Annotated in this window: 17 protein-coding genes and 1 pseudogene; 8 read left to right on the forward strand and 10 right to left on the reverse strand. The window is 45.7% G+C overall.

Annotated elements, in window-relative coordinates; translation table 11 throughout:
- Positions 1-85: 85 nt before the first annotated feature.
- The 3 genes from L5M37_RS04580 to L5M37_RS04590 all read left to right on the forward strand — a co-directional run bounded on the left by L5M37_RS04580 (position 86) and on the right by L5M37_RS04590 (position 5,299).
- On the forward strand, positions 86-727 hold the full coding sequence (locus L5M37_RS04580) for a hypothetical protein (protein ID WP_212601065.1): 642 nt from the start codon (positions 86-88) through the stop codon (positions 725-727).
- A gap of 85 nt (positions 728-812) precedes the next feature.
- Entirely contained in the window at positions 813-4,298 is a 3,486-nt protein-coding gene (gene mfd, locus L5M37_RS04585) for a transcription-repair coupling factor (protein ID WP_263199754.1), read from the forward strand.
- Positions 4,298-5,299 (forward strand): peptidoglycan binding protein CsiV, encoded by a 1,002-nt coding sequence (locus L5M37_RS04590; RefSeq protein WP_263199565.1) that lies wholly within the window; start codon positions 4,298-4,300, stop codon positions 5,297-5,299. Before mfd ends, L5M37_RS04590 begins: the two co-directional genes overlap by 1 nt.
- A 48-nt stretch (positions 5,300-5,347) precedes the next feature.
- On the opposite strand, the gene L5M37_RS04595 is transcribed toward L5M37_RS04590, so the two are convergent.
- The 3 genes from L5M37_RS04595 to L5M37_RS04605 all read right to left on the reverse strand — a co-directional run bounded on the left by L5M37_RS04595 (position 5,348) and on the right by L5M37_RS04605 (position 10,168).
- On the reverse strand, positions 5,348-5,623 hold the full coding sequence (locus tag L5M37_RS04595) for an acylphosphatase (RefSeq protein ID WP_028759808.1): 276 nt from the start codon (positions 5,621-5,623) through the stop codon (positions 5,348-5,350).
- A gap of 596 nt (positions 5,624-6,219) precedes the next feature.
- The gene (locus tag L5M37_RS04600; RefSeq protein WP_263199566.1) at positions 6,220-7,920 is read right to left on the reverse strand and encodes a toxin-antitoxin system YwqK family antitoxin; all 1,701 of its coding nucleotides are present in this window, start codon (positions 7,918-7,920) and stop codon (positions 6,220-6,222) included.
- A 10-nt stretch (positions 7,921-7,930) separates the two neighbouring features.
- Positions 7,931-10,168 (reverse strand): hypothetical protein, encoded by a 2,238-nt coding sequence (locus L5M37_RS04605; RefSeq protein WP_263199568.1) that lies wholly within the window; start codon positions 10,166-10,168, stop codon positions 7,931-7,933.
- A 693-nt stretch (positions 10,169-10,861) separates the two neighbouring features.
- Here L5M37_RS04605 and L5M37_RS04610 point away from each other — a divergent pair.
- Both L5M37_RS04610 and L5M37_RS04615 read left to right on the forward strand, forming a co-directional pair.
- A complete protein-coding gene (locus tag L5M37_RS04610; protein WP_263199569.1) occupies positions 10,862-12,040 on the forward strand; it encodes a HEPN domain-containing protein in 1,179 nt (392 codons plus the stop codon).
- 357 nt (positions 12,041-12,397) lie between these two features.
- The gene (locus L5M37_RS04615; RefSeq protein ID WP_263199571.1) at positions 12,398-12,913 is read left to right on the forward strand and encodes a hypothetical protein; all 516 of its coding nucleotides are present in this window, start codon (positions 12,398-12,400) and stop codon (positions 12,911-12,913) included.
- A 228-nt stretch (positions 12,914-13,141) separates the two neighbouring features.
- On the opposite strand, the gene L5M37_RS04620 is transcribed toward L5M37_RS04615, so the two are convergent.
- Positions 13,142-13,732, reverse strand: a complete 591-nt coding sequence (locus L5M37_RS04620; protein WP_263199573.1) for a hypothetical protein — start codon at positions 13,730-13,732, stop codon at positions 13,142-13,144.
- A gap of 639 nt (positions 13,733-14,371) precedes the next feature.
- Between L5M37_RS04620 and L5M37_RS04625 the strand changes: the two genes are divergently transcribed.
- Positions 14,372-14,530 carry an EAL domain-containing protein gene (locus L5M37_RS04625; protein ID WP_263199575.1) on the forward strand — a complete coding sequence of 53 codons (159 nt, stop codon included), beginning with the start codon at positions 14,372-14,374 and terminating at the stop codon, positions 14,528-14,530.
- A 505-nt stretch (positions 14,531-15,035) separates the two neighbouring features.
- Here the strand turns inward: L5M37_RS04625 and ycfP are convergent.
- Both ycfP and nagZ read right to left on the reverse strand, forming a co-directional pair.
- Complete coding sequence (gene ycfP, locus L5M37_RS04630; protein WP_028759796.1) at positions 15,036-15,575, reverse strand: alpha/beta hydrolase YcfP; 540 nt, start codon at positions 15,573-15,575, stop codon at positions 15,036-15,038.
- Positions 15,576-15,654: 79 nt separating this feature from the next.
- Positions 15,655-16,683 carry a beta-N-acetylhexosaminidase gene (nagZ, locus tag L5M37_RS04635; protein ID WP_131524457.1) on the reverse strand — a complete coding sequence of 343 codons (1,029 nt, stop codon included), beginning with the start codon at positions 16,681-16,683 and terminating at the stop codon, positions 15,655-15,657.
- A gap of 385 nt (positions 16,684-17,068) precedes the next feature.
- On the opposite strand from nagZ, the gene L5M37_RS04640 reads away from it, so the two are divergent.
- Positions 17,069-18,445 (forward strand): L-serine ammonia-lyase, encoded by a 1,377-nt coding sequence (locus tag L5M37_RS04640; RefSeq protein WP_028759794.1) that lies wholly within the window; start codon positions 17,069-17,071, stop codon positions 18,443-18,445.
- A 117-nt stretch (positions 18,446-18,562) separates the two neighbouring features.
- Here L5M37_RS04640 and L5M37_RS04645 read toward each other — a convergent pair whose 3' ends face one another.
- From L5M37_RS04645 to L5M37_RS04655, 3 genes are all read right to left on the reverse strand, one after another.
- Positions 18,563-19,288, reverse strand: a complete 726-nt coding sequence (locus L5M37_RS04645) for a hypothetical protein (protein ID WP_263199576.1) — start codon at positions 19,286-19,288, stop codon at positions 18,563-18,565.
- Positions 19,289-19,489: 201 nt separating this feature from the next.
- Positions 19,490-20,332, reverse strand: a complete 843-nt coding sequence (gene fghA, locus L5M37_RS04650; protein ID WP_263199577.1) for an S-formylglutathione hydrolase — start codon at positions 20,330-20,332, stop codon at positions 19,490-19,492.
- Between the two features lie 164 nt (positions 20,333-20,496).
- Positions 20,497-21,636 (reverse strand): S-(hydroxymethyl)glutathione dehydrogenase/class III alcohol dehydrogenase, encoded by a 1,140-nt coding sequence (locus tag L5M37_RS04655; RefSeq protein WP_263199578.1) that lies wholly within the window; start codon positions 21,634-21,636, stop codon positions 20,497-20,499.
- A gap of 176 nt (positions 21,637-21,812) precedes the next feature.
- Between L5M37_RS04655 and L5M37_RS04660 the strand changes: the two genes are divergently transcribed.
- Positions 21,813-22,691 (forward strand): LysR family transcriptional regulator, encoded by an 879-nt coding sequence (locus L5M37_RS04660; RefSeq protein ID WP_219252648.1) that lies wholly within the window; start codon positions 21,813-21,815, stop codon positions 22,689-22,691.
- 45 nt (positions 22,692-22,736) lie between these two features.
- On the opposite strand, the pseudogene L5M37_RS04665 reads toward L5M37_RS04660, so the two are convergent.
- Positions 22,737-24,025: pseudogene (locus L5M37_RS04665) on the reverse strand (NAD(P)/FAD-dependent oxidoreductase).
- Between the last annotated feature and the right edge of the window lie 16 nt (positions 24,026-24,041).

The raw sequence follows: 24,041 nt of genomic DNA on the forward strand, positions 1-24,041 counted from the left end.
GTTGCGTCCTGTGTGCTGAACTTGCTAAATCATGAAGATGGGCACGATAATAGGGGTATTGGTCCTATAAATAAAGAGGCAAGCCTTGTTCACTGACACCAATCCGTATTTTAGTGTGCCTCACCACTTTACCGCCTACCTAAGCCAATGGCCGAGTTCCCAGCCATTACCCTCAGAAATGGCACTGAGATCAATGCAATCATTAGGCATTCAACTACTCAGCGAAGTCAAAACACTCGAAGCTAACTGCTTGCTACAGCTGCGCCATTTAGATAACGAGGCAAAAGTTGTCGTGGATTTTTTAAAGCTGCAATCCCGCAAAGTAGATCTAGTGCTGCAACATGTATTAGAAAAAGAAACCCAAGAGGGCGAAAAATGCTTTGGTAACCAATTTGGTGGTAGTGGCCTGAGATTACTCACCCCAACAGCCTTAGACATTGGCTCCCACTATAAAATTACTCTGTTTATTCACGACGAATTAGTTGCCATTCTCTGTTTTGGCAAAGTCATCGCCACTCAAGCACAAAAAATAGCACAAGCCGAAGGCGATATGAGTCGTAATGACAGAACAGAACAACATACTCAACCTGAACATCTACAATGGCAAACCGACTTTGAATTCAGTCAAATTCTTGAATCTGACGTGGAGCAATTAGTCAAAGCCAGCCTCAATGTGCAACAGAAACAACTCAAGTTACGCAAACTCGCCAGAGACGAGCGTCAATAGCCGCTGACTTTTCTCTGGCACCTACGCCATCAAGTCTCTACAATGTCTGCAACTCTTTGTGAATGAATCAGTTTATCGCACGCCAATGACTCACATATCAGCCCTAACGCCGCCAGCCGTCAAAAATGGCACTCAAATTCAGACTCTGTCCACCGTGGGCGGGGTTTGCCAAGCAGTTACACTCGCCAATTTAGCGCGTCAACATAAGGGAACGACCTTAGTCGTCACCAGTGACACGCCAAGCGCCTTAAGCTTAGAGTTAGAGCTAAGTTATTTGCTCAGTAAAACAGGCATTAAGGTCAGATTATTCCCTGACCGCGAAACCTTGCCCTACGACAGTTTTTCGCCCCATCAGGATTTAATTTCCCAGCGACTCGAAACGCTATCGCAGCTGTCTCAGATTGAGCAAAATATCGTTATCGTGCCCGTCACCACCTTGATGATGCGCCTGCCACCTAAGGCCTATTTAAGCGCCAACGTGTTTGTGCTCAAAAAGGGGGATAGCTACAAGTTACACGATGTACGCCAGCATTTAACCGACACTGGCTACCATTCGGTGGAGCAAGTGTATGAACATGGCGAGTTTGCCATTCGCGGATCGATTCTGGATATCTTCCCAACAGGGATGAATATGCCACTGCGCATCGAGCTATTCGATGAAGAAGTGGAAACCATTCGCCATTTTGATCCAGAAACCCAACGCTCATTGCAACCTGTCGACTCGATTCGCCTATTGCCCGCGAAGGAATTCCCAACCGACAGTTCGGCCATCGAAGGTTTTAGGCAAAGATACCGCCGCCGTTTCGAGGTCATAGTCAAAGAGCCGGAATCGGTTTATCAGCTAGTGAGCCGTAACTTGATGCCGGCGGGGATCGAAAACTATCTACCGCTGTTTTTTGATGACACCGCCACCCTATTCGATTACTTGCCCAAGGACACTCAACTCGTCACCTTAGGCGATATCGAAAAGTCGGCGCGCGCCCATCTGCAAGAAGTCGAACATCGCTATCAAGACAGACGCGTCGATCCGCTGCGGCCATTACTGGCGCCTAAAGAGCTGTATTTACTCATAGAAGAGTTATTTGCCGCCTTTAAACCGCTGCCACGTTATCAAATGCAAGTGCCAACAGATGGCACTGAAACAACGAAAGCGGTTGTTATTGCCGCCAGCACCCTGCCCGACATCAGCGCCAATCATAAATTAAAGCAACCGCTGCTAGCGCTGCAAGATTATGCCAGCAGCGCCAAACGCATGTTGTTTAGCGCTGAGTCCGAGGGTCGCCGCGAAGCGCTGCTTGAATTGCTCGCTAAAATTCAGTTAAAACCTGCACTGTTTAACCATTTTGATGAATTTATTCAAAGTGATGCCAAGTTAGGCCTTATCGTATCACCGCTGTCACGCGGTTGTTTGCTGCAGCTCAGCGCCAAAGAAAGTATCAGTATCATTTGTGAGACTGAACTCTTCGGCCATCGTATTTCCCAGCAACGTCGCCGTGAGAAACAGCGTCAGATCAGTAATGATGCCCTGATTAAAAACTTGGCCGAACTCAAAGTTGGCCAGCCCATAGTGCATTTAGAACACGGCGTTGCACTTTATAGGGGCTTAGTCACCTTAGATACGGGTGGACTGGTCGCAGAATACTTGCAATTAGAATACGCTGGCGGTGACAAACTGTATGTGCCAGTGTCTTCATTGCATCTCATCAGCCGTTACAGTGTTGGCGCCGATGAAGACGCCCACTTAAATAAACTCGGCAACGAGACGTGGGCTAAAGCCAAGAAAAAGGCGATTGAAAAAATCCGCGACGTCGCGGCCGAGCTGCTCGATGTCTATGCCCGTCGCCAAGCGCGTCCCGGCGAAAGCTGCGCCATTGACGAAGAAGAATACGCTCAATTCGCCCGCGGCTTCCCCTTCGAAGAAACCGTTGATCAAGAAAGCGCCATCATCGCCGTGTTAGCCGATATGCAATCGCCGACCGCAATGGACAGATTAGTCTGTGGCGATGTGGGCTTTGGTAAAACCGAAGTCGCCATGCGCGCCGCCTTTGTGGCCGTCAACGCTGGCAAACAAGTGGTCGTGCTAGTTCCGACCACACTGCTTGCCCAGCAACACTATGAAAACTTTAAAGACAGATTTGCCGACTGGCCCGTGGTCACTGAAGTGATGTCACGCTTTCGTACCGCCAAAGAGCAGACTCAAGTGCTGCAACAATTGGAAGAAGGCAAAGTCGATATCGTGATCGGTACCCACAAGTTACTGCAATCTGAGGCCAAGTTTGAAAACTTAGGCCTGTTGATTATCGACGAAGAACACAGATTCGGTGTGCGTCAAAAAGAGAAAATCAAAGCGCTGCGCGCCAACGTGGATATCTTAACCCTGACCGCGACGCCCATTCCGCGCACCTTAAACATGGCCATGTCGGGTATGCGCGATTTATCGATTATCGCCACCCCGCCCGCCAAACGTTTAGCAGTGAAAACCTTTGTGCGGGAATCGGATCCCGCGACTGTGCGCGAGGCTATTTTGCGGGAAATTCTCCGTGGCGGCCAAGTGTATTACCTACACAATAATGTTGAAAGTATTGAGAAATGTGCCCAAGGCATTATCGATTTATTGCCTGAAGCGCGAGTCGTTGTTGCCCACGGTCAAATGCGTGAGCGCGATCTAGAACGGGTAATGTCAGACTTTTACCATCAAAGATTCAACGTGTTAGTCTGTACCACTATTATCGAAACTGGTATCGACGTCCCAAGTGCCAACACCATTATTATTGAGCGCGCCGATACCTTTGGTCTGGCACAGTTACACCAATTACGCGGCCGCGTCGGACGCTCGCACCATCAGGCCTACGCTTATTTGATGACGCCGCATCCCAAACGTATGACCCCAGATGCGCGCAAACGTTTAGAAGCCATTGATGCTCTTGAAGATCTCGGTGCGGGCTTTATGCTGGCGACCCAAGATTTAGAGATCCGCGGCGCAGGTGAACTCTTGGGCGATGAACAGAGTGGCCATATTTCTAAAATTGGTTTTAGCTTGTACATGGAAATGCTCGAAGCGGCAGTCAAAGCCTTAAAACAAGGCAAAGAACCGTCACTGGCGCAAATGCTCAATCAGCAATGCGAAATTGAACTGCGTATCCCCGCCCTACTGCCAGAAGCCTATGTGAGCGACGTAAATATTCGTCTGTCGCTCTATAAACGCATCGCAGGTTGTGAAACACAGGCGGCGCTGGATGAGTTAAAAGTCGAATTGATCGACCGTTTTGGCTTATTACCTGAACCGACGCGTAACTTAATGGAAATGACCCTCTATAAACATGAGGCGACTCGCTTAGGTGCGACTAAAATAGAAGTGCACAGTAAAGGTGGCAGCATCGAATTTAGTGATGATCATGTCATAGATCCTGTGTTTATTATTGGATTACTCCAAAGCCAGCCACAAATCTATCGAATGGAAGGACCGAATAAGTTAAAGTTCAGCCTTGCAGCCGAAACCAGTAAAGACAGGCTCGCTTTAGTGAAACTCTTGCTAGAACAATTATCGCAACATCGTCTTGGAGATAAATAGTGTTACGTAAACTCGCGGTCTCTATCGCTACACTCATTGCACTATCACACAGCCAGGTCGTCCAAGCAGAAGCTTGGTTCGAGGTTGAAGTCTATGTGTTTGAACGCCAAAGTCAGTCAAGTGAACAATGGCCTGATGCGCCGAACAAGACGAAAACCGATAACGCAATAGACTTAATCTCCCCAGCTATCGCGCAAGCAATCACGCCGATACCCAGCGCATCTGCGCCTTGCACACTGGTCTTTGATGCCGATGCAAATAGCCACTGCGCTGAAACCTTAAACGGTACCTCGACGTCAGAACCTATGCCTGCCGCGCCTGCGAGTGTGGAATATCGTTACCCGCCGGTGATCCCATCAGAAATCAGCAGCGCACAGATCAGTTATCCTACAGCCAATGGCAACCCAGTATTGTTAACCCGCAGCCAAAGTCAGTTCGCGAGCATTATCAATAGTATTTCCCGCGAACGTGGTACGCGCAGTTTACTGCACATAGCTTGGCAACAACCTATGCGTGGTAAGAGTGGCTCAGTACCCATACGCTTATTTGCGGGTAAAGATTTCTCAGGTACTTATCACTTCGATGGCAGAAAAATCATTAAGCAAGCTCAAGCAGAGCCTATGACTAATGCCGATGGCACACCAATGCTTGCACCTGCTGTATCACCAGTATGGGAGTTAGATGGCACGCTGAATATCTATTTAAGCCACTATTTGTATATTGAAACCGCATTGCACTTGCGCAAAGAAGGCAGAAAATTAATGCCAGCCGTACCCAGTGATGCGGCTGATACCAGCGCAACACTCACGGCACCCAAAGTCATGACACCATTTTTAATGTTTGTGCCTTTGGAGCAAAACCGCCGTGTGAAGAGTGAAGAAATCCATTATTTAGATCATCCCGAAATGGGCATGGTGATCCAAATCCGCAAGATGGCGCAACCCAGTGCAATGCAAAATAATCAGAATGCCGAATCAATACAGACTGTTGGCCAATACTGAACAAACGCACAACCCGCACAATTCTTAAGCTAACACGGTACGTTTAAATTAAGACTGAACGATGGAGAAATCGAGGTAGATATCATCAGCCTCGTCTTCTCCTACCGTTACGGTTAATCCCTCGGTACAAGGCACACCTACTTCGCACCAAGCAATTAAAGCATTAACGGCAATGTCACTGCCTTGGGCGAGTACTTCAACACTGCCATCGCGGCAATTGGTTACATATCCTGTCACGCCCAAGGCTCTGGCCTTAGTCAAGGTCGCATGACGGCAACCAACACCTTGCACTTTTCCCGTCAAATTAATTAATACTCGCTTCATCTCACGCTCCTTTTTCACGGAACCTTGTTATAGAAATAAGCATAGCCGCAATTATCCAAAGGCTAAGTGTTAACCTATGGATTTGTAGAGCAAAAAACAAACAATATTTAAATTTAGGCAAAAAAACAGCTAACAAGACTGCTGTTAGCTGTGTCGGGCGACATACGCAAAGGGATATCCAATAAATGGACAAATAAAACAGCAACTCTGTATCATTTTGTTACAAAATAGCAAGGGTCGCTACTTTACACAATAAATAATTATTTTCAAGAGTTTGAAAAGTAAAACTATCCATCCCGAATGAATATAATGCTTTTAGCTGAAAATCAACTCGTACACCCATCTGCATTGTTCATGTTTAAAAACACCCCTGTGATAACCGAAGAAGTATGAAGGCGTGTTAACGTTTAACGCTAAGATTGTGTTTGTTCTGGCAAGTTAGTAAACGCGAAACGAGGGTTTGAGAAGTGAGCCCTCTAATGACAAGCGGCGCGTATGCCTGACGATAAAGCAAGGCAGCAAACTAGATACAAAAAAGCAAAAAACCGGCCTAATTAGCCGGTTTTTGCTTGATTATGTGGGTTGGTGATGAAGTACTACTCGCTGATCATCAGACCATTTTGATAGCGATACTCGGATGAGGGTTCACCATTAAAGTAGTACACCGACCTGCCGTGCAGTTGATTATCAAGATACTCATCACTTTGCAGCAGGCTGCCATCTTCGTTAAAACTATAGCCTTTGCCTTGCAATTGACCTTTATCATCATACTGAGCCTGCCCTAATAAATGGCCATTGGCGGAAAAGGCTTGCCAGTGACCCACTTCGTGTCCTGCTTTATAGTTGCCATGCCAGAGCTTAACCATGCTGTAGCTGCTTTCATCTTGCAGCAGCCATTGGCCTTCACGCTGACCGTTAACATACTGACCTTGGGCTTGCAGTTGTTTATCAAAGCCACGCAGTAAATACGCGCCATGTAACTTAGCGTTTTTATAAAACTCTCGGCGCATTATCGTGCCATCGGCTGCGATTTCTGTTTGTTCACCACTCAGCTCACCTTGTTGGTTAAACTGCTCATTGCGCGTCGTATCCGCGTTTTTTGTGACCCACTTGCCGGACTTTAACCCTAAGTGATATTGGCCGCTGACAAAGCCGCCGTCCTCGGCCTTATCTTCTCGATATGCACCGTGCATTTGACCTTTGCGGTAGTTTATCCGCCTGATATAACCGTTCCAGCCAGCACCGATATACAAGCCATCGTATCGCCCCTTGAGTTGTTCATCACGTTCAATCAGCTCTCCTGCTGCATCAAAACGCTGACGTAAGCTCCAGTCTTTTGCTGTATCTTGCTGATATTGATAAGTTAACTTACCCGCAGAATCGAAGCGCTGTTCAGTGCTAGTCTGACCTTTAGCGAGGTATTGCGTGTCGGTTTGGGTCGCAACGTTACCGGCATTATCATAGGTAATATGTTGAATTTCACGACCATCCTTATCATACTTTTGCAGCTCTGCTAACCGCCCTTGTTCATCAAAACGCTGCTGGTTTCCCACCTGCTTATCATGCTCATAGTGTTTAATCTCTTGCAGCACATCGGCAGCTCGGTAAATCAACACTTCGCCGTGTATTTTCCCCTTAAGATAAAACTCTTTAGTGTATAACCAGCCTTCTTTTGTCCAATACAGTCGCTCGCCTTCTCTTTTCCCCGCCACCATATTAACGGTTTGCTCCGGCTGACCATTGTTATGAAAACTTTCATATAGCCCTTCCATACCGTTAGCGCCGTAGGTTACGCGTGTTTGCAACTGGCCATTGTTAAAATAACTTTGCGATAATCCTAATTCAGCACCATTCACACGATGCTGAAGCTCCCTTAATTGACCATTAGTATGGTAACTTTTCTGCTCTCCATGCAACTGGCCATGCTGGTAGTGGTACTCTCCCGAGAGCGCTCCGTCTTCCCAATAATGCAGATGCGTGCCCTGATAACGCCCTTGTGCATCGCTACTGCCCTTGCGAGACAGTTGACCATCGGGATAGAAAAACTCGAAATCACCAACGATAAAACTCTCGGCTAAATTGGGACTGTTGACGCTGCCCTTAAAAACGGGTTTATCCGTCTCCAGATAAAAGAGTTGTAGCGGCCACTCACCATTTTGCTCTGTCGGCGCTTGCTCCTGATAATAAATGGCTTCACCAGGCACATCGCTAAGCCGCCATAGTTCGTCGAGTAAAATTCGCTCAGCCGACAGATTAAACGACATAAGTAGCGCAGATAATAGTAATAAGACTCTCATATTCTGCTCCTTAAGGTAACGCAGGGAATGTATTAACCCACTGTTTATTGACCGGTTCGCCGCTTATCGTCAGCTGCTCTATCTGTGCTGCGCGCCCCGCCAGTACAAACCAGCGTTCCTCACGTAATACTTGCTGCAACGGACGCTGATAAAAATCACTGCTGTCACCTTGAATAGCAGGAGCTAGCTGTAAATTTTGCGCATTTAAAAAACGATAGCGCCGCATAAAGTCGGCCACGGTTTGATGGGTATCAACATTCGGCAACTGAGTGATATCAATCAACCAGCTTTGCTCGGGTTGATACGCTAGCGCTTGCCATTTGGGCGTACCGGTACAGGCCAAAGTGCTGCTGACATTGATGTCGTAAAAATTGCGGCGGATCCCATCGGCGCTAGTCAGTTGGTACAGCACAAACTTATCCAGCCCTCCACCAAAACCCGTGTTGTTAGTGCTTGTGTTTGTCCATTGCAGTGTGTGCTCGTTGACCTTAGGTGCATCGACAACACTGAGCGTGCACACCGCTGCCTGCTCGGAAGTTAACAGCAAACTGACGCCGTATTTGGCCACGACTTGCGGCTCAAGTAAAGCGGGGTCTTCAGGTGCAGTAACTTGCGGCTGATTAACATAGGACGCATACATATCATCACTATAAAGCAGTTGTTGCTGCACCGGCGGATAAGCGACATTTTGCGCGTAATCTTGAGTCGGAATAAAACGAATGTTCTTAGTCAGTTCACCACTGTCAACCACAGTATTCACATAGAGTGTCAGCGTGGGCGGCGCTGCGGGAAAGGTAAACTGTGTGATCGATTCATATTGTGTCGATGAGGCCAACGCCAGCATATTTTGCTCTGCCGGGGTTAACCAATCCGGTCCAGTGGGCGGCGGTGAAAGATATTTCACCATAGCGCCTTCGGCACCGTCAAAGCGTCTGTATAACCAAGATTTGTCAGTGCTGCCTCGCGATTTCAGCAAATAACTGAATGGTTTATCTGGGATTGGCGAGAGTTCCAGCTGTATATCTTCATACTGCAAGGCCACAGTTTTGCTGGGATCGGGGGTCAGGTTAAGTTTAACCAATTTCGCGCTGCGATAATGGGCAGTCGCGCGAAACTCAGCAACCTGAGCTAAGAGGTCATTCGGCGCATTCCAACCGATAAGCAAATTCTGCTGCTCAGACTGATGGAAACCATCCTGTTCTGGATAACTATAACTACCTACCTTGCTCAATTGCAGCGGCAGTACTGTGCCATCCGCACTGTGTGCTGTGATATCGGTTAAGCTAAACCCGCCTTCGGGTTTAAAACCTGAAAAGTCATACTGATAAGTCAGCTTTAATAAATCATCTTGCTGGTAAAAGTAGCCCGCATCATAGGCAAATACAGCATCTTGGGTTAAGGTCTTATTGACGTTATCCAACACAACGTCAGGTTGTTTTTGATACTCAAATACTGGGAAATCATAAAAACCTAAATACTGCGTCAGATCGCCCAACTGGCGCTCCTGCGGCAACATAATAACGTTGCTGCGCACTGTGCCCTTATAGCCGTAGCGCTCAAACGGCGCTTCTGCCACTAAGGCTAACTGCGCTAACCAACCCCGCTCACGTTCTAACATCAACTGACCGTATATTTTGGCTTGATCGCCGCCACTTTCAACTTTGGCTAACACATGCGTATCTGTGACTTGCAATACAGTAAGCTTGGCATTGGGGTGGCCTTGATAGGTAGGAAGCGCGACAACCGCCCCCGCTTTGGCGGGTATGGTGCTAAGAAAGGCCGATGAGCTAAAGAGCTTTTTCAGTTCCTGCTCAAGCTCTGCGCCGCGTTCAGCCAACAGCGCCTGCCATACAGGTTTGTTCAATGCACTGAATTCTTTAACGCTGCCATCGTCTAGATTTAAAGAAAATTCAAACCCCTGCGAGAAAATAGCGTGCATTTCTGGATTACGATCGGCCCGCTGGCCACTACTGACGCCGCTCCCTTGGCCATCGCGCATGTTCATATAATCGACATGCACTTGAAACCGACTGTTTTTGCCTGTTTCGAGGACCTTATAACGCAGCAATTGATGTGACGTGGCGTTAACCGTTTCGGTACGCTGACCATTGTCTACAGTGATGTTAGTGGTGCTATACAGCTGATACGAGCGCTCTTCCCCTTTTTCAGGCGTAAACTCAACATCAGCATCCCCAAAAGAACAGGCCGATAATAAACAGCATGCAACTACGCTAACCAAGTACTTCATGGTTATTCCTTGTATCTCAAATAGTAAGCGCCGCATTATGCCCTTTCATGCCCAGTAAATAAAATGCTTTGCTATTTATGCCAGTTCAGCGCGATACCTGAGTGCGCGACTAAAACATCCTTTTTAGATAGTCACAGGTACTGCAATACCAATCTTAGGCAAGTTTTTAATGACGAATTCCGGCATCAATAACTGATGCAAAAAGCTAGCTGTGCTGCATTAATTGTCATTGTTTCCCAGTGACTCGCCGATTATTTAATAAGAAATATCCCTATAGGCTCGACGGCGGCATCCATGCCGCCAACGGTCATTGGTACAACAATGCCAATCTTAACTATCACTTTCGCAGTTCGTTTAGCTAAAAAGCTATTGCCCCTTTACTTGTTAACATATTTACTCAGAGGTAGATCGTGTTACTGGAAACTCAGTACTTTTCCTCATGGCTGGCGGTTGAGATCTAATGTCAGAATACCTCCAAAATTATGTGTGTGTGATAGTGGGTATTCGCAAACTAATAGATGTTATTCTTTGACTTAATTAATCTAAATCTATTAATATCCAATAAGACATCCATCATGTTGATGATAATTTATATTGGATACTTCATTCGCTAGCAGCATAACAACCGATTTATCTAACGCATTCTTTTACTGTCCTAAGGATGGAGCTCCATCTATTCAGATAGGTGAATTTATGGCTGGAGATATCGTTTTCTGGCTCAAATATAATGATGAAGAAGTAAATAAATGTGCTAGCAGACTGATTAAAGAGTTAGGAAGTGAATTAGGTATCAGTAATATCCAGAGTGCAAAGGAGATACTTCTAAAGTTTTGCTCGTATGCATTTAATACTATTGATGCAGATTTTTTATCGTTAACTAGTCTGGATGAGCCAGTAAAATCCATATTCTCACAACAGCATCGCAATATTCTAAGTGCTTTGTTTGTAGACCACATCGACTCTCAAAAGGCTCCTAAACCATACGTCTACACTATTCGCTATGCTAATACAGACGGGGTACATAGGCTCACTAATAACTTATGTATTTATGGTTCAGGTCAAATAGAAAACCTACTTGGCGATATGAGAGCGCGAACTGGAATAAATTTCCCACTAAAAGAACTGGATGATAAACATTTACGCCGTGAGCCTATCGGGAGGTATAAGCTGCTACCTGATAGTTCTGCTGTTTTGGTTTATGCACGCTCAATAAATGAAGCTGCCGAAGATCTAGATCGGTTATTTGGTGCACTATGTGCGACTATCGATGCTCCTTTGAGAATCAATCAAGAGACAGTTGATTGTAGAATTAATTATTTTGATTCTACGAGCATTACTACTACACAAATAAGATCTAATCTACCTTCTGTTTATGAGATAAACTTGAGCGATGAAGTTCTAGGCAATCTACAGAAGATTTTTTCTTCTCCCACTAAGAGAATGAAATCTGCACTATCTTTTATCGCTCATGGGTGGACCCATGATAAACGAGAGAGGTTCCTAAACCATTTCATTGCGTTAGATGCTCTGTATAGTATAGAAAGAAGTAACAAGGCTTCTATAATTGGTGGGGTGAGTAGAGACGCCAGTGATATAGTTGGTATTGAATCAAAAATAAAAACTATTTATGAATTGAGGAGTAAGTTTGTACATGGGGAAATATCAACATTCTCAAACCATGGCAAATACCCTAAATTTGTTGATGAACACGGTATCGACCCGATTGAATCATTGTTTGAGATTGTAAGAATATGCGTTCTCAACTATCAAGGGATATACAAAGTAGAGCAACCTGATACGGTTAACCTTCGAGTACCCAAAGGGCTCGTTAGAGAGTTTGAGAAGAAGATAAGTGAATATTGTAGAACATAGAATATTCACAAACTAAACAATAGCATCAACACTAGACGATATGTTAAATGACTGTGCTATACCTGATTTAATTGGTTGGCTGCTAATTTAGCAAAATCACTTACTAGCTTTTATCCAAAAATTAGCTAGTGAATCAGACTTTCCTAGTCTGGTTCATAGGGTAACATCCAGTCATAGATATCAACTAATTACTCTTCAAACGGTATAAAAAACGCTACCGCAAAAAAGCAAATTCCTATAGCATCATTTATACCAATTGACACGGATGTGGCAGCGGCCAAGTCCGACAAGCGATTTATGCCCTGCAAACAGCGCAGCGCATAAATACTAAGACGTTAGCTTTTTGTAGGGATAACAATGTCAACAACAGCATCATTAAAGTGTAAGTATTGTGAAAAATATAATGAAGTCGATGCGTGTTTTTTTGATGACTTTATGACCAGCAATGAAATTAATCTTTCATTTCATTGCGGAATATGTGGTAAAGATAACATTTATAGCAATCTCACACAGTCAGAACTGGAAGAAATAATTAATCCTTCAAGTGAATTAGTAAGACAGGCGGAATTCTTAGGTATCTCTGCTGCAAAACTTAGTGCATATGTTTATCCTCCGGATGTAATGAAGGAGGCCGATTTAGATAGAAGAAAAATTCGTGGTTTGTCTATAAAAGAGTACCTAAAATCATGTCGTCAGAGCTACCCAAAAAAGGAAGGGCAGAATTGGTGGCTCGTTTATCAATTAAAGACATTAGATGCTGTTGTGCTCTTTCGTAGAGATTTTAAGTCATATAGGCTTCTAGATGGGAAAGGTATATATCTTGAATTTGGAAACATTATAGAATTAGGAGATTACGTACGTGAAAGAATCTAAAAGCACTGCGGGGGCTCGCTGTCTAGGAGCTGTTCACCGTGGTTCTAGACAGTTGCTATGATATTACCAAGTCATCTGCATTGTAGTGATGAATAATCTGTGGGTATTGACCTGCACACCAAGAACCTTGCCCAATATGTGTCCCGCATCAATATGCGCCTACAAAGTTGAGGGATGGATATACAAAAAAATTATGCCGAGGATGTTTAATAACCTCCTCGGCATTTATTATTTAAGAGATAGTGGTTTAAAATCAAGAAGGGAACTATCAAACTCCACAGACAACAATTTATCTTTGAAAGCTTCGGATATTATTATATTAAATGCACCACCCCACTCATACAAACGAAAGGCGTCTAAGTTTTCAGGTATTTTTTCCTTATAGACAACGGGTTCAATAAAAAATCGCCCACGCTTTGATTCCCAAACTTCTGGAATGTAGCCCAGAGGCCAACGTTCAATTTTAGAACATTCCCAATCAACGCAGTCAATGTAATTAAATACATGCATCAACACATACTTTAAATTGTTATGCCTATTTATAAATGGTATTAACTGGACACCACTAACATTAATATCGCCCTCAAAAAAGACATCCTCATTAAACGCCAATAACCTGGTTCCAACCGAGACCACCGGAGGTGATTTACCTTCTTTTAAGGCATTGAAATATAAAACACCTTTGAATCCAGATTGAATCGCAGATAGTTTCACATCACTTAATTCATTTCCTTCGCCATCTATAAAAAATGAACTAGGATTCATATAATTCATCCATTTTTTACTTTCCGAATTTATACCTAATTTATAGTAATTCATTATTTGTTAACCTTCGTCGATATGTCAGTGCCAGCAGTAGTATCATTAAACTAGGATCCTATCTCTAAGCGCGGCGCCGCCTTCATTAAAGAAGGGAGATATTTATTAGACTCCTTTGTACAGCCGAATGTGTTTCCCAGCGCTGTTATCAATGTTGCTTTGTCCATAACTGGCAACACGATCCCTGAATCACTCGAGTTTATAAAAAAAAAGGTGATAACACTAGATTCTGAAGAGCACAATTTTTCAGTGTTATTAGAAATGTCCCCGCATTTTTCTGGCATTTCTTTTGGATATTTCTGGCCATTTCATGGCCAGTTAGCATCGTCTTACTTACGGGTTCTATCCTATTTGTACTCGATTCAAGAGTTACTCGCCATTCCCTCACCGATGACATTCGCAGTGGAATAGAGAAAGAAGAGTTTTTCTTAGTTTATCAGCCAGTGATGTGCCGAGAACGGTAAAGCCAAGGGAGTCGAGGCATTAGTACGTTGGCAACACCCGCAAATGGGCTAGTGCGACCTGATTTGTTTATTCCCATTGCCGAAGAGGACAAATTAATTGTTCCATTAACCAACTATATTTTTGAGCGGGCATTAAAAGATTTTACTGATATGAAGGTTGACTCGGGCTTTAGGATTGCGTTCAACGTGGCGCCAGCGCATTGAAAGCTTACGCCAGTTGGGGATTTTAATGGCTATCGATAACTTTGGTACTGGGCAAACAACCTTATCTTTGTTACAAACCATGCCATTGGATTACTTGAAAATCGGTAAGACGTTACTAAAGAATAGCTAATCCGAATCTGGCTAAGAAGAGCCAATTATCTAATAAGGTTTTGTCCAAAAGTGTGTTGCGTATGTCTTTTAAATCTACAGGTTACGTGAATGCACGAAAGGTGAGCCATGGTGATTGGCGAGACGACCGTCCGCCCCATGGACGGGGCGGTCGAGCATCCAAGGATGGACTGGCTGCGTGTCGGTGAGTCAATGCCATGGCAAGCCTGTGCAAGTAGATACCAGCCAACGCTAATCCCCTAAAAAAAAACCAAAAGTCGCAGCCACTCGAGACTACTTTCCTACACATTTCAGTCCAAAACCAATACAGTCGATTTTATAATCTAGAGCCCTCAATGTGCTCTACTTAAAAATATTCCCAATAGCCACAGTCATATTCAAAGTCGCAATGTCCGCCACATGAAGTACGAAAGCCAAACCATAAGGCGGAATAGCCGATGAGATAAATCCACTCCCCCCTCTTAAATATAAAAAGAGGAGTGATACTTTTATTCAATCGATATCAATCAAGCCAACTTAAAGGCTTTTATTTTGGGCAGATGGGCAGCGAGCTGGGGGAATTTGTGGGGTTGAACGTCATCCCAATCAATCGAATAATAGGCGCTTAATTCACTGGCGAGTTGCTGATTATCGAACATCTCATCATTCACAGAAAATATGCACATGGCCTTGTGGGTATTCTTTTCGCGAAATTGCGACACACACTTATTGGCGATATCGGCATATTCTTCTGGGCGGTCAATCTTGCCCTGCATATTATTTTCTGGGTGCAAATTAGGGTTAATCAGCACAGATTTAAGACCATTTAAAAATCCAATCCGCTCGGCCCAATAAGCGCCGAGTCCTACGCCAACCATTAACGGCGCGGGATCGTCGCTATGCTGCATTTGCTTGGCGACTTCCTTAAGCAAGTGTTGCATGTCGTGCTTAGGGTGCAAGGTGCTGTAACTGATCAAACGCACATCAGGGTCAATAAATTGCAACTGACGCATTTTTTCGTGATTACCTGGGCTAGTCGCATCAAATCCATGAAGATAGAAAATCATATCAAGGCCTTTTAATCATTTTTAATCACAGTGAATTAACTAACCCTAGCAAAAGAGTGATCTCACACCTTGCGCTACATCAAACTTTCGCCTGTTGAGCCAAACAAATTTGCTCGGCAAGCTGCTTGGCATTTTCCCAACGAGCCGTATTATCGAGCGCCGCTGCCGTTTGCGAGGCATTGGGTTTAAGTAAACTCGCAGGATACTGTGGCGCGCTCGCAGGCCAAGTAAAGCCATCGAGTAGCGACATTACGCCCGCATTATCATTACACACTAAAATCATGTCGCAACCTGCGGCTAAGGCGGCGCTGGCCCTTGCACGGTAATCGCCCGCAAATCCTGCGCCTTGCATGCCGAGATCGTCGGAGAAAATCACCCCGTTAAAGCCAAGTTCTTTACGCAACACTTGTTTTAGCCAGTATTCAGAGAAGCCCGCAGAGTTAGGGTCGACTTTAGGGTAAACCACGTGCGCGGGCATCACGCCTAATAACTTTTCTTTTGCGATCAATTCTTTAAACGGCAGGATATCCTTTGCAAAAATCGCCTCGGCATCGCGATCATCAATGGGTTTCTCGTAGTGCGAATCCGCCACTACACTGCCGTGCCCGGGGAAATGTTTACCCACGGCGCCCATGCCAGCTGCGGCCATGCCAGCAATAAAGCTTTCGGCCAATGTAATAACCTCGGCGGGCTCTGGGCTAAAGCTGCGTTTACCTATGACTTGGCTCACGCCGTTTAAGTCCAATACGGGCGCGAAACTTAAGTCGATATCGCAAGCCAGTAATTCAATCGCCATCAAGAAACCGAGCTCACAGGCCCAACGCTTGGCCAATACCATATCGCCCTTTGCTGCGGGTAAAATGTCGCCCATGGCGGGAATAATGGTAAAGCCATCACGGAAACGTTGTACTCGGCCCCCCTCGTGATCTACGGCGATTAATATTTCTGGGCGTATTTGGCGTATCTGTTGTACCAGACGGATCAACTGATCACGGCTCGAAAAATTGCGGGAAAATAGGATTAAACCACCCACCTGTGGATGGCGTAGCATCTCAGATTCAGCCTCACTGACGTCCAACGACAGTAAATCCAACATTAAATAGCTCATACTTCTCCCTAAAAATATTCATTAATACTCAAAAAATAACCACTCAAGCCATAAGTAGTCCTCGCTCACAAAAAAGCTAAAAAAAGCGAGCCACCTACTCTTGTAGCGCTGTCGAAGCCTGTATTCTTGGCCATAAAATGGCCTGTAAAAAAGTCCCAATTAAGTTCAGCTTATCCGAACTATTACGTATAAAAAAAACTAATGTGAATTGTCACACTAATCTATGGGATACTGGCGTTAGAGTATCACACAAGCAGATTTCGCATGAAAGAACGCCGCCACTGACCAGAGTACACGCGCAAGATTAGCGTGCTTCAATCTGCAGAGCGAGCAATCCCATGCACTCAGACTAAAATAATAAACAAGACACAACAGGACTTCTATCATGATTAGCGTATTTGACATGTTCAAGATCGGCATAGGTCCATCGAGTTCACATACCGTCGGCCCAATGAAAGCGGGCAAAATTTTTATGCAAAACCTGACTGACTCAGGACTCGTGACCCAGATTGATGAATTAAGAGCCGAACTCTTTGGCTCCCTCGGCCAAACAGGCAAAGGCCACGGCACGGGCAAAGCAGTGATTTTAGGCTTAATGGGCGAAGATCCCGAAACCGTGGACACTGACAGTATCGACGGTATTTTAGAACACGTCTCCAAGGACGAAACCTTAACTCTACACTGTGGCAAAGTAGTTAAGTTTACCCGTGAGCAAGGCATTACCTATCACAGACGCAAAACGCTACCTGCGCATGCTAACGCCATGACCTTGTACGCTTACTGTAAAGGAGAATGCATTTTTGATCGCACTTACTACTCAGTGGGCGGCGGCTTTATTTTAGATGAAGACGAAATCAGCCAACGTAATGCATCGCCAGCCTCACAAATTGAATCGGCTCCTTTTGATTTTGTGAGTGCGGCTCATTTACTGGAATTATGCGGTGAGCAAGGTCTCAGCATTTCTTCTTTAATGATGGCGAACGAACTGAGTTTAGCCACTGAAGATGAAGTCAAAGCCAAGCTGTGGAATATTTGGCAGACGATGAAAACCTGTATCGAACGCGGTTATCAGAAGGAAGGCATTTTACCTGGCGGCCTAAAACTGCGTCGTCGTGCTCCTGCACTGTACCGTCGTTTGAAAGCCGAAGGCCGTAACAATGTCGATCCATTAACCGCTATGGATTGGGTCGATTTATTCGCACTGTCGGTCAACGAGCAAAATGCGGCCGGTGATCGCGTCGTCACTGCGCCAACAAACGGTGCTGCGGGAATTATTCCTGCCGTATTATGCTATTACGATACCTTCGTACAAGAAGTGGATATCGATGTCTGCGCCCGTTATCTATTAACTGCCGCTGCGATTGGTATTTTGTACAAGAAAAATGCCTCAATTTCGGGCGCCGAAGTCGGTTGCCAAGGTGAAGTGGGCGTGGCCTGTTCTATGGCCGCTGGCGCACTGACTGAAATCATGGGCGGTACAGTTGAGCACGTTGAAAACGCGGCTGAAATCGGCATGGAACATAACTTAGGTTTAACCTGCGATCCTGTGGGCGGCCTAGTGCAAGTGCCTTGTATCGAACGTAATGCCATGGGCGCGATCAAAGCGATCAACGCTTCTCGTATGGCCCTACGCGGTGACGGTAACCATAAGGTTTCACTGGATAAAGTGATCAAAACCATGATGGATACCGGCAGAGATATGCGCAGTAAATACAAAGAAACCGCCAAAGGTGGTTTAGCGGTCAACATTGTTGAGTGCTAAGTGCAGAGTGTTAACTCACTTTCGCTAATTGCTTAAATCGCACCATAAAAAATGCCGCAACTCAGTGAGTTGCGGCATTTTTCAGTCAGTATTTGAATTCTTATTACATTAACTGGATTACGATTTTTTCTGGGAATACTGCGAAATAATACCCGCCCAAGCTTTTTCTATTTCAGGGATTAACTGCGTAAATGCCGTTTTTTCGGTAATCACACGCAAATCATCTACCGCTTCAGACGTTCCCCATACGCTAGCATTTCCCGTCTCTTTCGCGGTAGATTCGGCAAGTCCATAAAGATATTCAGTCCGAACATCAAAAAATGCAGCAGAAACAGTCGTCGTTACACTGATCTCTTTATTCTTTAAGAAACCCAAAGACACCACATTGAGTGGAGCAAACTGTTGTTCACCCGCATGGAATGAAGTATCGAAGGTATAGATAAGTAAGATATCAGCTTTTAATCTCGCAGCGGCTTCTCGTAAGGATTTTATCGAGTCCAAATTCTCAGGGAGTAAAATGCGATTTAATGGCGCAATACCTGACACTTGTGGCATTTTAGCTAACCGAGCAAAGTCAGCTTCCGTCTCAACTTCGCGGGTCGTCACCACGCTATAACGACCTGTACCAAAACTGCTTACTCGATAGGATAAATAACCGGGAGCTTGAATACGCGCTACCGAAAGATTTGCAGGAAATACCGCAGCAGGCTCTTTGGACATAAGTAAGTTGATATCCGATTCAGCTAACGAACTCAGCTGCACACTACCACCTGGGGTGGTGTACGATGCACATCCCCCTAATATCAACAATGCGCCTAACATGGCAAGTTTAACGATCCTCATCAAATCTCCTTTAAATACGTTTCAAATCCCTAAATATTGAATACTAACTTACTGTTGATAAATGTTTTATTCAACCAAATTAATGTGCAAGCGTGACATATTTCTAAGCTATCCAACGACCAAGAGACAGTATTGGGTAAACAAAAAGCGCAGTGATAAACCAATATCACTGCGCCTTTAATATCAATATCTTAAATAACTTTAGGGCTTAAAATACAGACTATGGAACTTAAGGTGTTCTTCAATAAAACTTGCGATAAAGTAGTAGCTATGATCGTAACCCGGCTGCATGCGCACATCTAAGGGATAGCCCTTAGCTTGGGCGATATCCACCAGCGATTGTGGCATCAATTGGGTATCTAAAAAGCTGTCAGCTTCACCTTGGTCAATCAGTACTGGCACTTCGCTAATCGCGAGCTTAAGCAACTCGCAGGCATCATACTGCCGCCAATGTTCACGATTTTCACCTAAGTACTCGCTAAAGGCTTTAATACCCCAAGGTACATTACTTGGATTCGAAATCGGGCTAAAGGCCGAAATTGAGCTGTATCTGTGCGGATTACTCAGACCAATCACCAAAGCACCATGACCGCCCATTGAATGGCCGGAGATGGCGCGCTGGGTAGTGACAGGAAAATGCGCTTCAATCAAGGTAGGCAGCTCATGGACTATGTAATCGTACATTTTGTAATGACGATTCCAAGGTGCTTTTGTCGCATTGAGGTAAAAACCCGCGCCTAAGCCTAAATCGTAAGCTTTATCCGCCGCATCGGGCACATCGTCACCGCGAGGACTGGTATCAGGGGCGACAATCGCCATCCCAAGTACTGCTGCCATGCGCTGTGCACCCGCCTTCTGCATAAAGTTTTCATCGGTACAGGTTAGACCTGAAAGCCAATACAGCACAGGCACAGGTTTATTCACCGCCTCAGGCGGCAGATAAATGGCAAAGCGCATCTCGCAGTTTAACGACTGAGATTGATGGCGATACTGCTTATGCCAACCGCCAAAACTCTTGTTACAACTGATATTTTCTATGGTCATACAAGTCCTTTTAAGCTCAATCTTTTAGTGCTATTTATAACGTTAGTCTTAGCGTTAGTCATGGCGCTTATCGTCAGCTCCGTTGGCAACACAGCAGACAGATTTGCACCTGTCTGCCCGTTAGTCACATCAAGCTGAAGCATCAACTTAGCGTGCAAAATCGCTTATTTATCAAAATGGATCACGCTACGGATGCTCTTACCTTGGTGCATTAGCTCGAACGCTTCATTGATTTGCTCCAGTCCCATAGTATGGGTGATAAAATCATCGAGCTTAAATTCACCCGCCAAGTAACGCTCAACAATCTGTGGTAACTCTGAGCGCCCTTTCACACCGCCAAAGGCAGAACCGCGCCACACTCGGCCAGTAACCAGTTGGAATGGACGGGTTGAAATCTCTTGACCAGCACCGGCAACACCTATGATCACCGACTCACCCCACCCTTTATGACAACACTCTAAGGCGCTGCGCATCACGTTGACGTTGCCGATACACTCGAATGAGTAATCCACGCCGCCATCGGTCATCTCAACGATCACCTCTTGGATAGGCTTATCGAGTAATTTTGGGTTGATGCAGTCGGTCGCGCCGAGTTTTTTGGCTAACTCAAACTTAGACTCATTAATATCAATCGCGATAATACGGCTGGCTTTGGCCATAGTAGCACCGATAATTGCCGATAAACCGATACCGCCGAGGCCGAAAATCGCCACGGTTGCGCCTTCTTCCACTTTGGCCGTGTTCATCACAGCGCCCATACCAGTGGTTACGCCGCAACCTAACAGACAAATCTCTTCTAATGGTGCGCTCTTATTGACTTTAGCCAATGAGATTTCAGGTAACACAGTATATTCAGAGAAGGTCGAGCAGCCCATGTAATGGAAAATAGGCTTGCCATCGAGATAAAAACGCGTGGTGCCATCGGGCATTAAGCCTTTACCTTGGGTCGCGCGAATTTTTTGGCACAGGTTAGTTTTGCCCGATAGGCAGAACTTACACTCGCCGCACTCTGGGGTATAAAGTGGGATCACATGATCGCCCACTTGTACACTGGTCACCCCCTCGCCCACTTGCTCAACTATACCGCCGCCTTCGTGGCCTAGAATCGCTGGGAATACGCCTTCTGGATCGTCACCGCTCAGGGTAAACGCATCCGTGTGACACACGCCCGTAGCCACAATGCGCACTAAGACTTCGCCCGCTTTAGGTAACATCACATCCACTTCTTCAATCTTAAGTGGTTGTCCTGGTCCCCAAGCAACAGCGGCCTTTGATTTAATAAACTGCGGTTTTTCGTTCGACATTGTTACGTCCCTTGAATAGGTAATAGGAGTAAGTCATTGGTGTATCATAAATTCAATTCAGGCCAAGTAAATTCTTGCGCCCATTGCACTGATGCTACTGAATAGGAGGATTGTATTTGTTTCTCAGCGAGAGACAATCTAGTATTCAAGCAATTCATTTTTACTGAGTAACAACAATGTACCTCTGGGATGGCATTTCTGAATTTGTCGCAGTGGCTGAGGCCGAAAGTTTTACCCTAGCAGCGCAGCGGCTGAATATCTCCACCGCCCATGTTAGCCGCCAAGTGAGCACCTTAGAAAATCGCCTCGGCACAAAACTCTTTTACCGCACCACCCGCAAAGTGTCGTTAACCGAAGAAGGCACGATTTATTATCGTCATTGCCGCCAATTACAAACTGGGTTAGAAGAAGCCGAGCGCGCCATCTCAAACCTAAAGGACTCACCCCAAGGCTTAGTCAAGCTCACGGCGCCAGTCGCCTATGGCGAGAAATTTATCATGCCGTTACTCAATGATTTTATGGTGCAATATCCCAGTGTTGAATTTAGCGTCGACTTGACCAATCGCACCTTGGACTTGATTGAAGGCGGTTATGATCTGGCGATTCGCCTCGGAAAACTCGCCGATTCGAGTTTGATGGCCAAACCGCTCAGCAGCCGTACCCACTATGTCGCCGCCTCACCAAGCTATGTGGAAAAATACGGCCAGCCCCATACCTTATCTGAACTTAGCCAGCACAATTGCTTGATTGGTAATCATAATTACTGGCGCTTTGTAGAAAATGGCCGCGAGCGCAATATTAAAGTCCGCGGCAATCTTAATTGTAACAGCGGCTACGCATTAAGGGATGCGGCACTAAAAGGCATAGGGATAGTTCAACTGCCTGATTATTATATTGAAGAAGATATTCAAGCCGGACGGTTGCTCTCCTTCCTTGACACTCACCGCGAAGCCAAAGAAGGCATTTGGGCACTCTATCCGCAAAATCGCCACCTGTCGGCCAAGATCCGCGTATTGGTTGATTATCTTGCCGAAAAACTCGCCGAGCAGGATTAAATACTGTTTGAGCAAATTGATTGGTAGCAGACAACACGGCGCAAACTAGCGCCAGTTTTCTCGCAAAGTGTAATACAACATGCCTAATGCAAGCGCTTGATTGCCGAACCATTCATTTAACGGAATGCGGATATGGCGCATGGCCGCAAACAAATCAAACTCACGCAATTCCCCGTCCATCGCATTGGCCATTATCTCGGCCATAATGTGCGATGTCGCTACTCCGTGCCCAGAATATCCTTGGCAATAGAATACATTAGGCGACACTTTGCCGAGCTGCGGGATACGGTTAATCACAATTCCCGCCATTCCGGCCCAGGCAAATTCGATATTAACACCCTTTAATTGTGGAAACGTACGTTCAATCGCAGGCCGTAATTCCGCCGCCACATTTTTAGGATCGCGGCCGCTGTAGTTAGTGCCGCCGCCGAACATCAGCCGTTTATCCGCGGTCAGGCGATAGTAATCCAGTACAAAGCGGCAATCATACACGGCTAAATCCTGCGGATTGATTTGCAAAGCGACATCATCGGGCAGAATCGCAGTGGCGCAATTGCCTAAGGACGCCGGAAATAACATACCGCGCAGTTTTGGACGGGCGAGTTTATGGTAAGCATTACCGGCGATCAGCACACTGTTGGCGCGCACTTTTCCCTTGGCAGTGATAACAGTCGCCACATCGCCTTCTTCAATATCAAGTACGGGTGAGTGTTCAAAGATTAACGCCCCAAGACCTGCTGCCGCGCGGGCTTCACCCAGGCATAAATTAACTGAGTGCAAATGCATGTTACGCCGATTGACTAAGCCGCCGTGATACAAGGGCGAGCCTAAATAGGCAGGCATTTCATCGGCGGATACCAGCGTCATAAATTCACCCATGCCGCGGCGCTGCGCCTCATTATGCATAGCCCTAAGCTCTTGCATGTGCTTTGGCTGGTAAGCGGTTTGGATATGACCAAACTTTAAATCACAGTTTATGCCGTAATTGGCCACCCGATTTTTAATAATATCGTGGCCGCGCCAACGCATATTCCACACATAATCTTCGGCCTCATGGCCAATTTGACGGCGCAGCTGTTTTGTCATCGCAACATCGCCGGATAAACTGCCCGTCACCTGCCCACCGTTGCGTCCGGTCGCGCCCCACGCAATTTTGTTAGCCTCAATAAGCGCAACTTTGTAGCCCTTCTCAGATAATTCCAACGCCGTTGCCACGCCAGTAAACCGCCACCGACAATCGCCACATCGACTCGAATGTCGCCTTCAAGCACAGGATAATCCGACTCTTGGTCAATGGTGGCATTGTAGTAAGAGGCGCAACGCTCTGCTGGCATGGTCATTCCTTGATGT

This window comes from Shewanella sp. SM69 (assembly GCF_025653985.1).
GTDB classification, from domain to species: domain Bacteria; phylum Pseudomonadota; class Gammaproteobacteria; order Enterobacterales; family Shewanellaceae; genus Shewanella; species Shewanella oncorhynchi.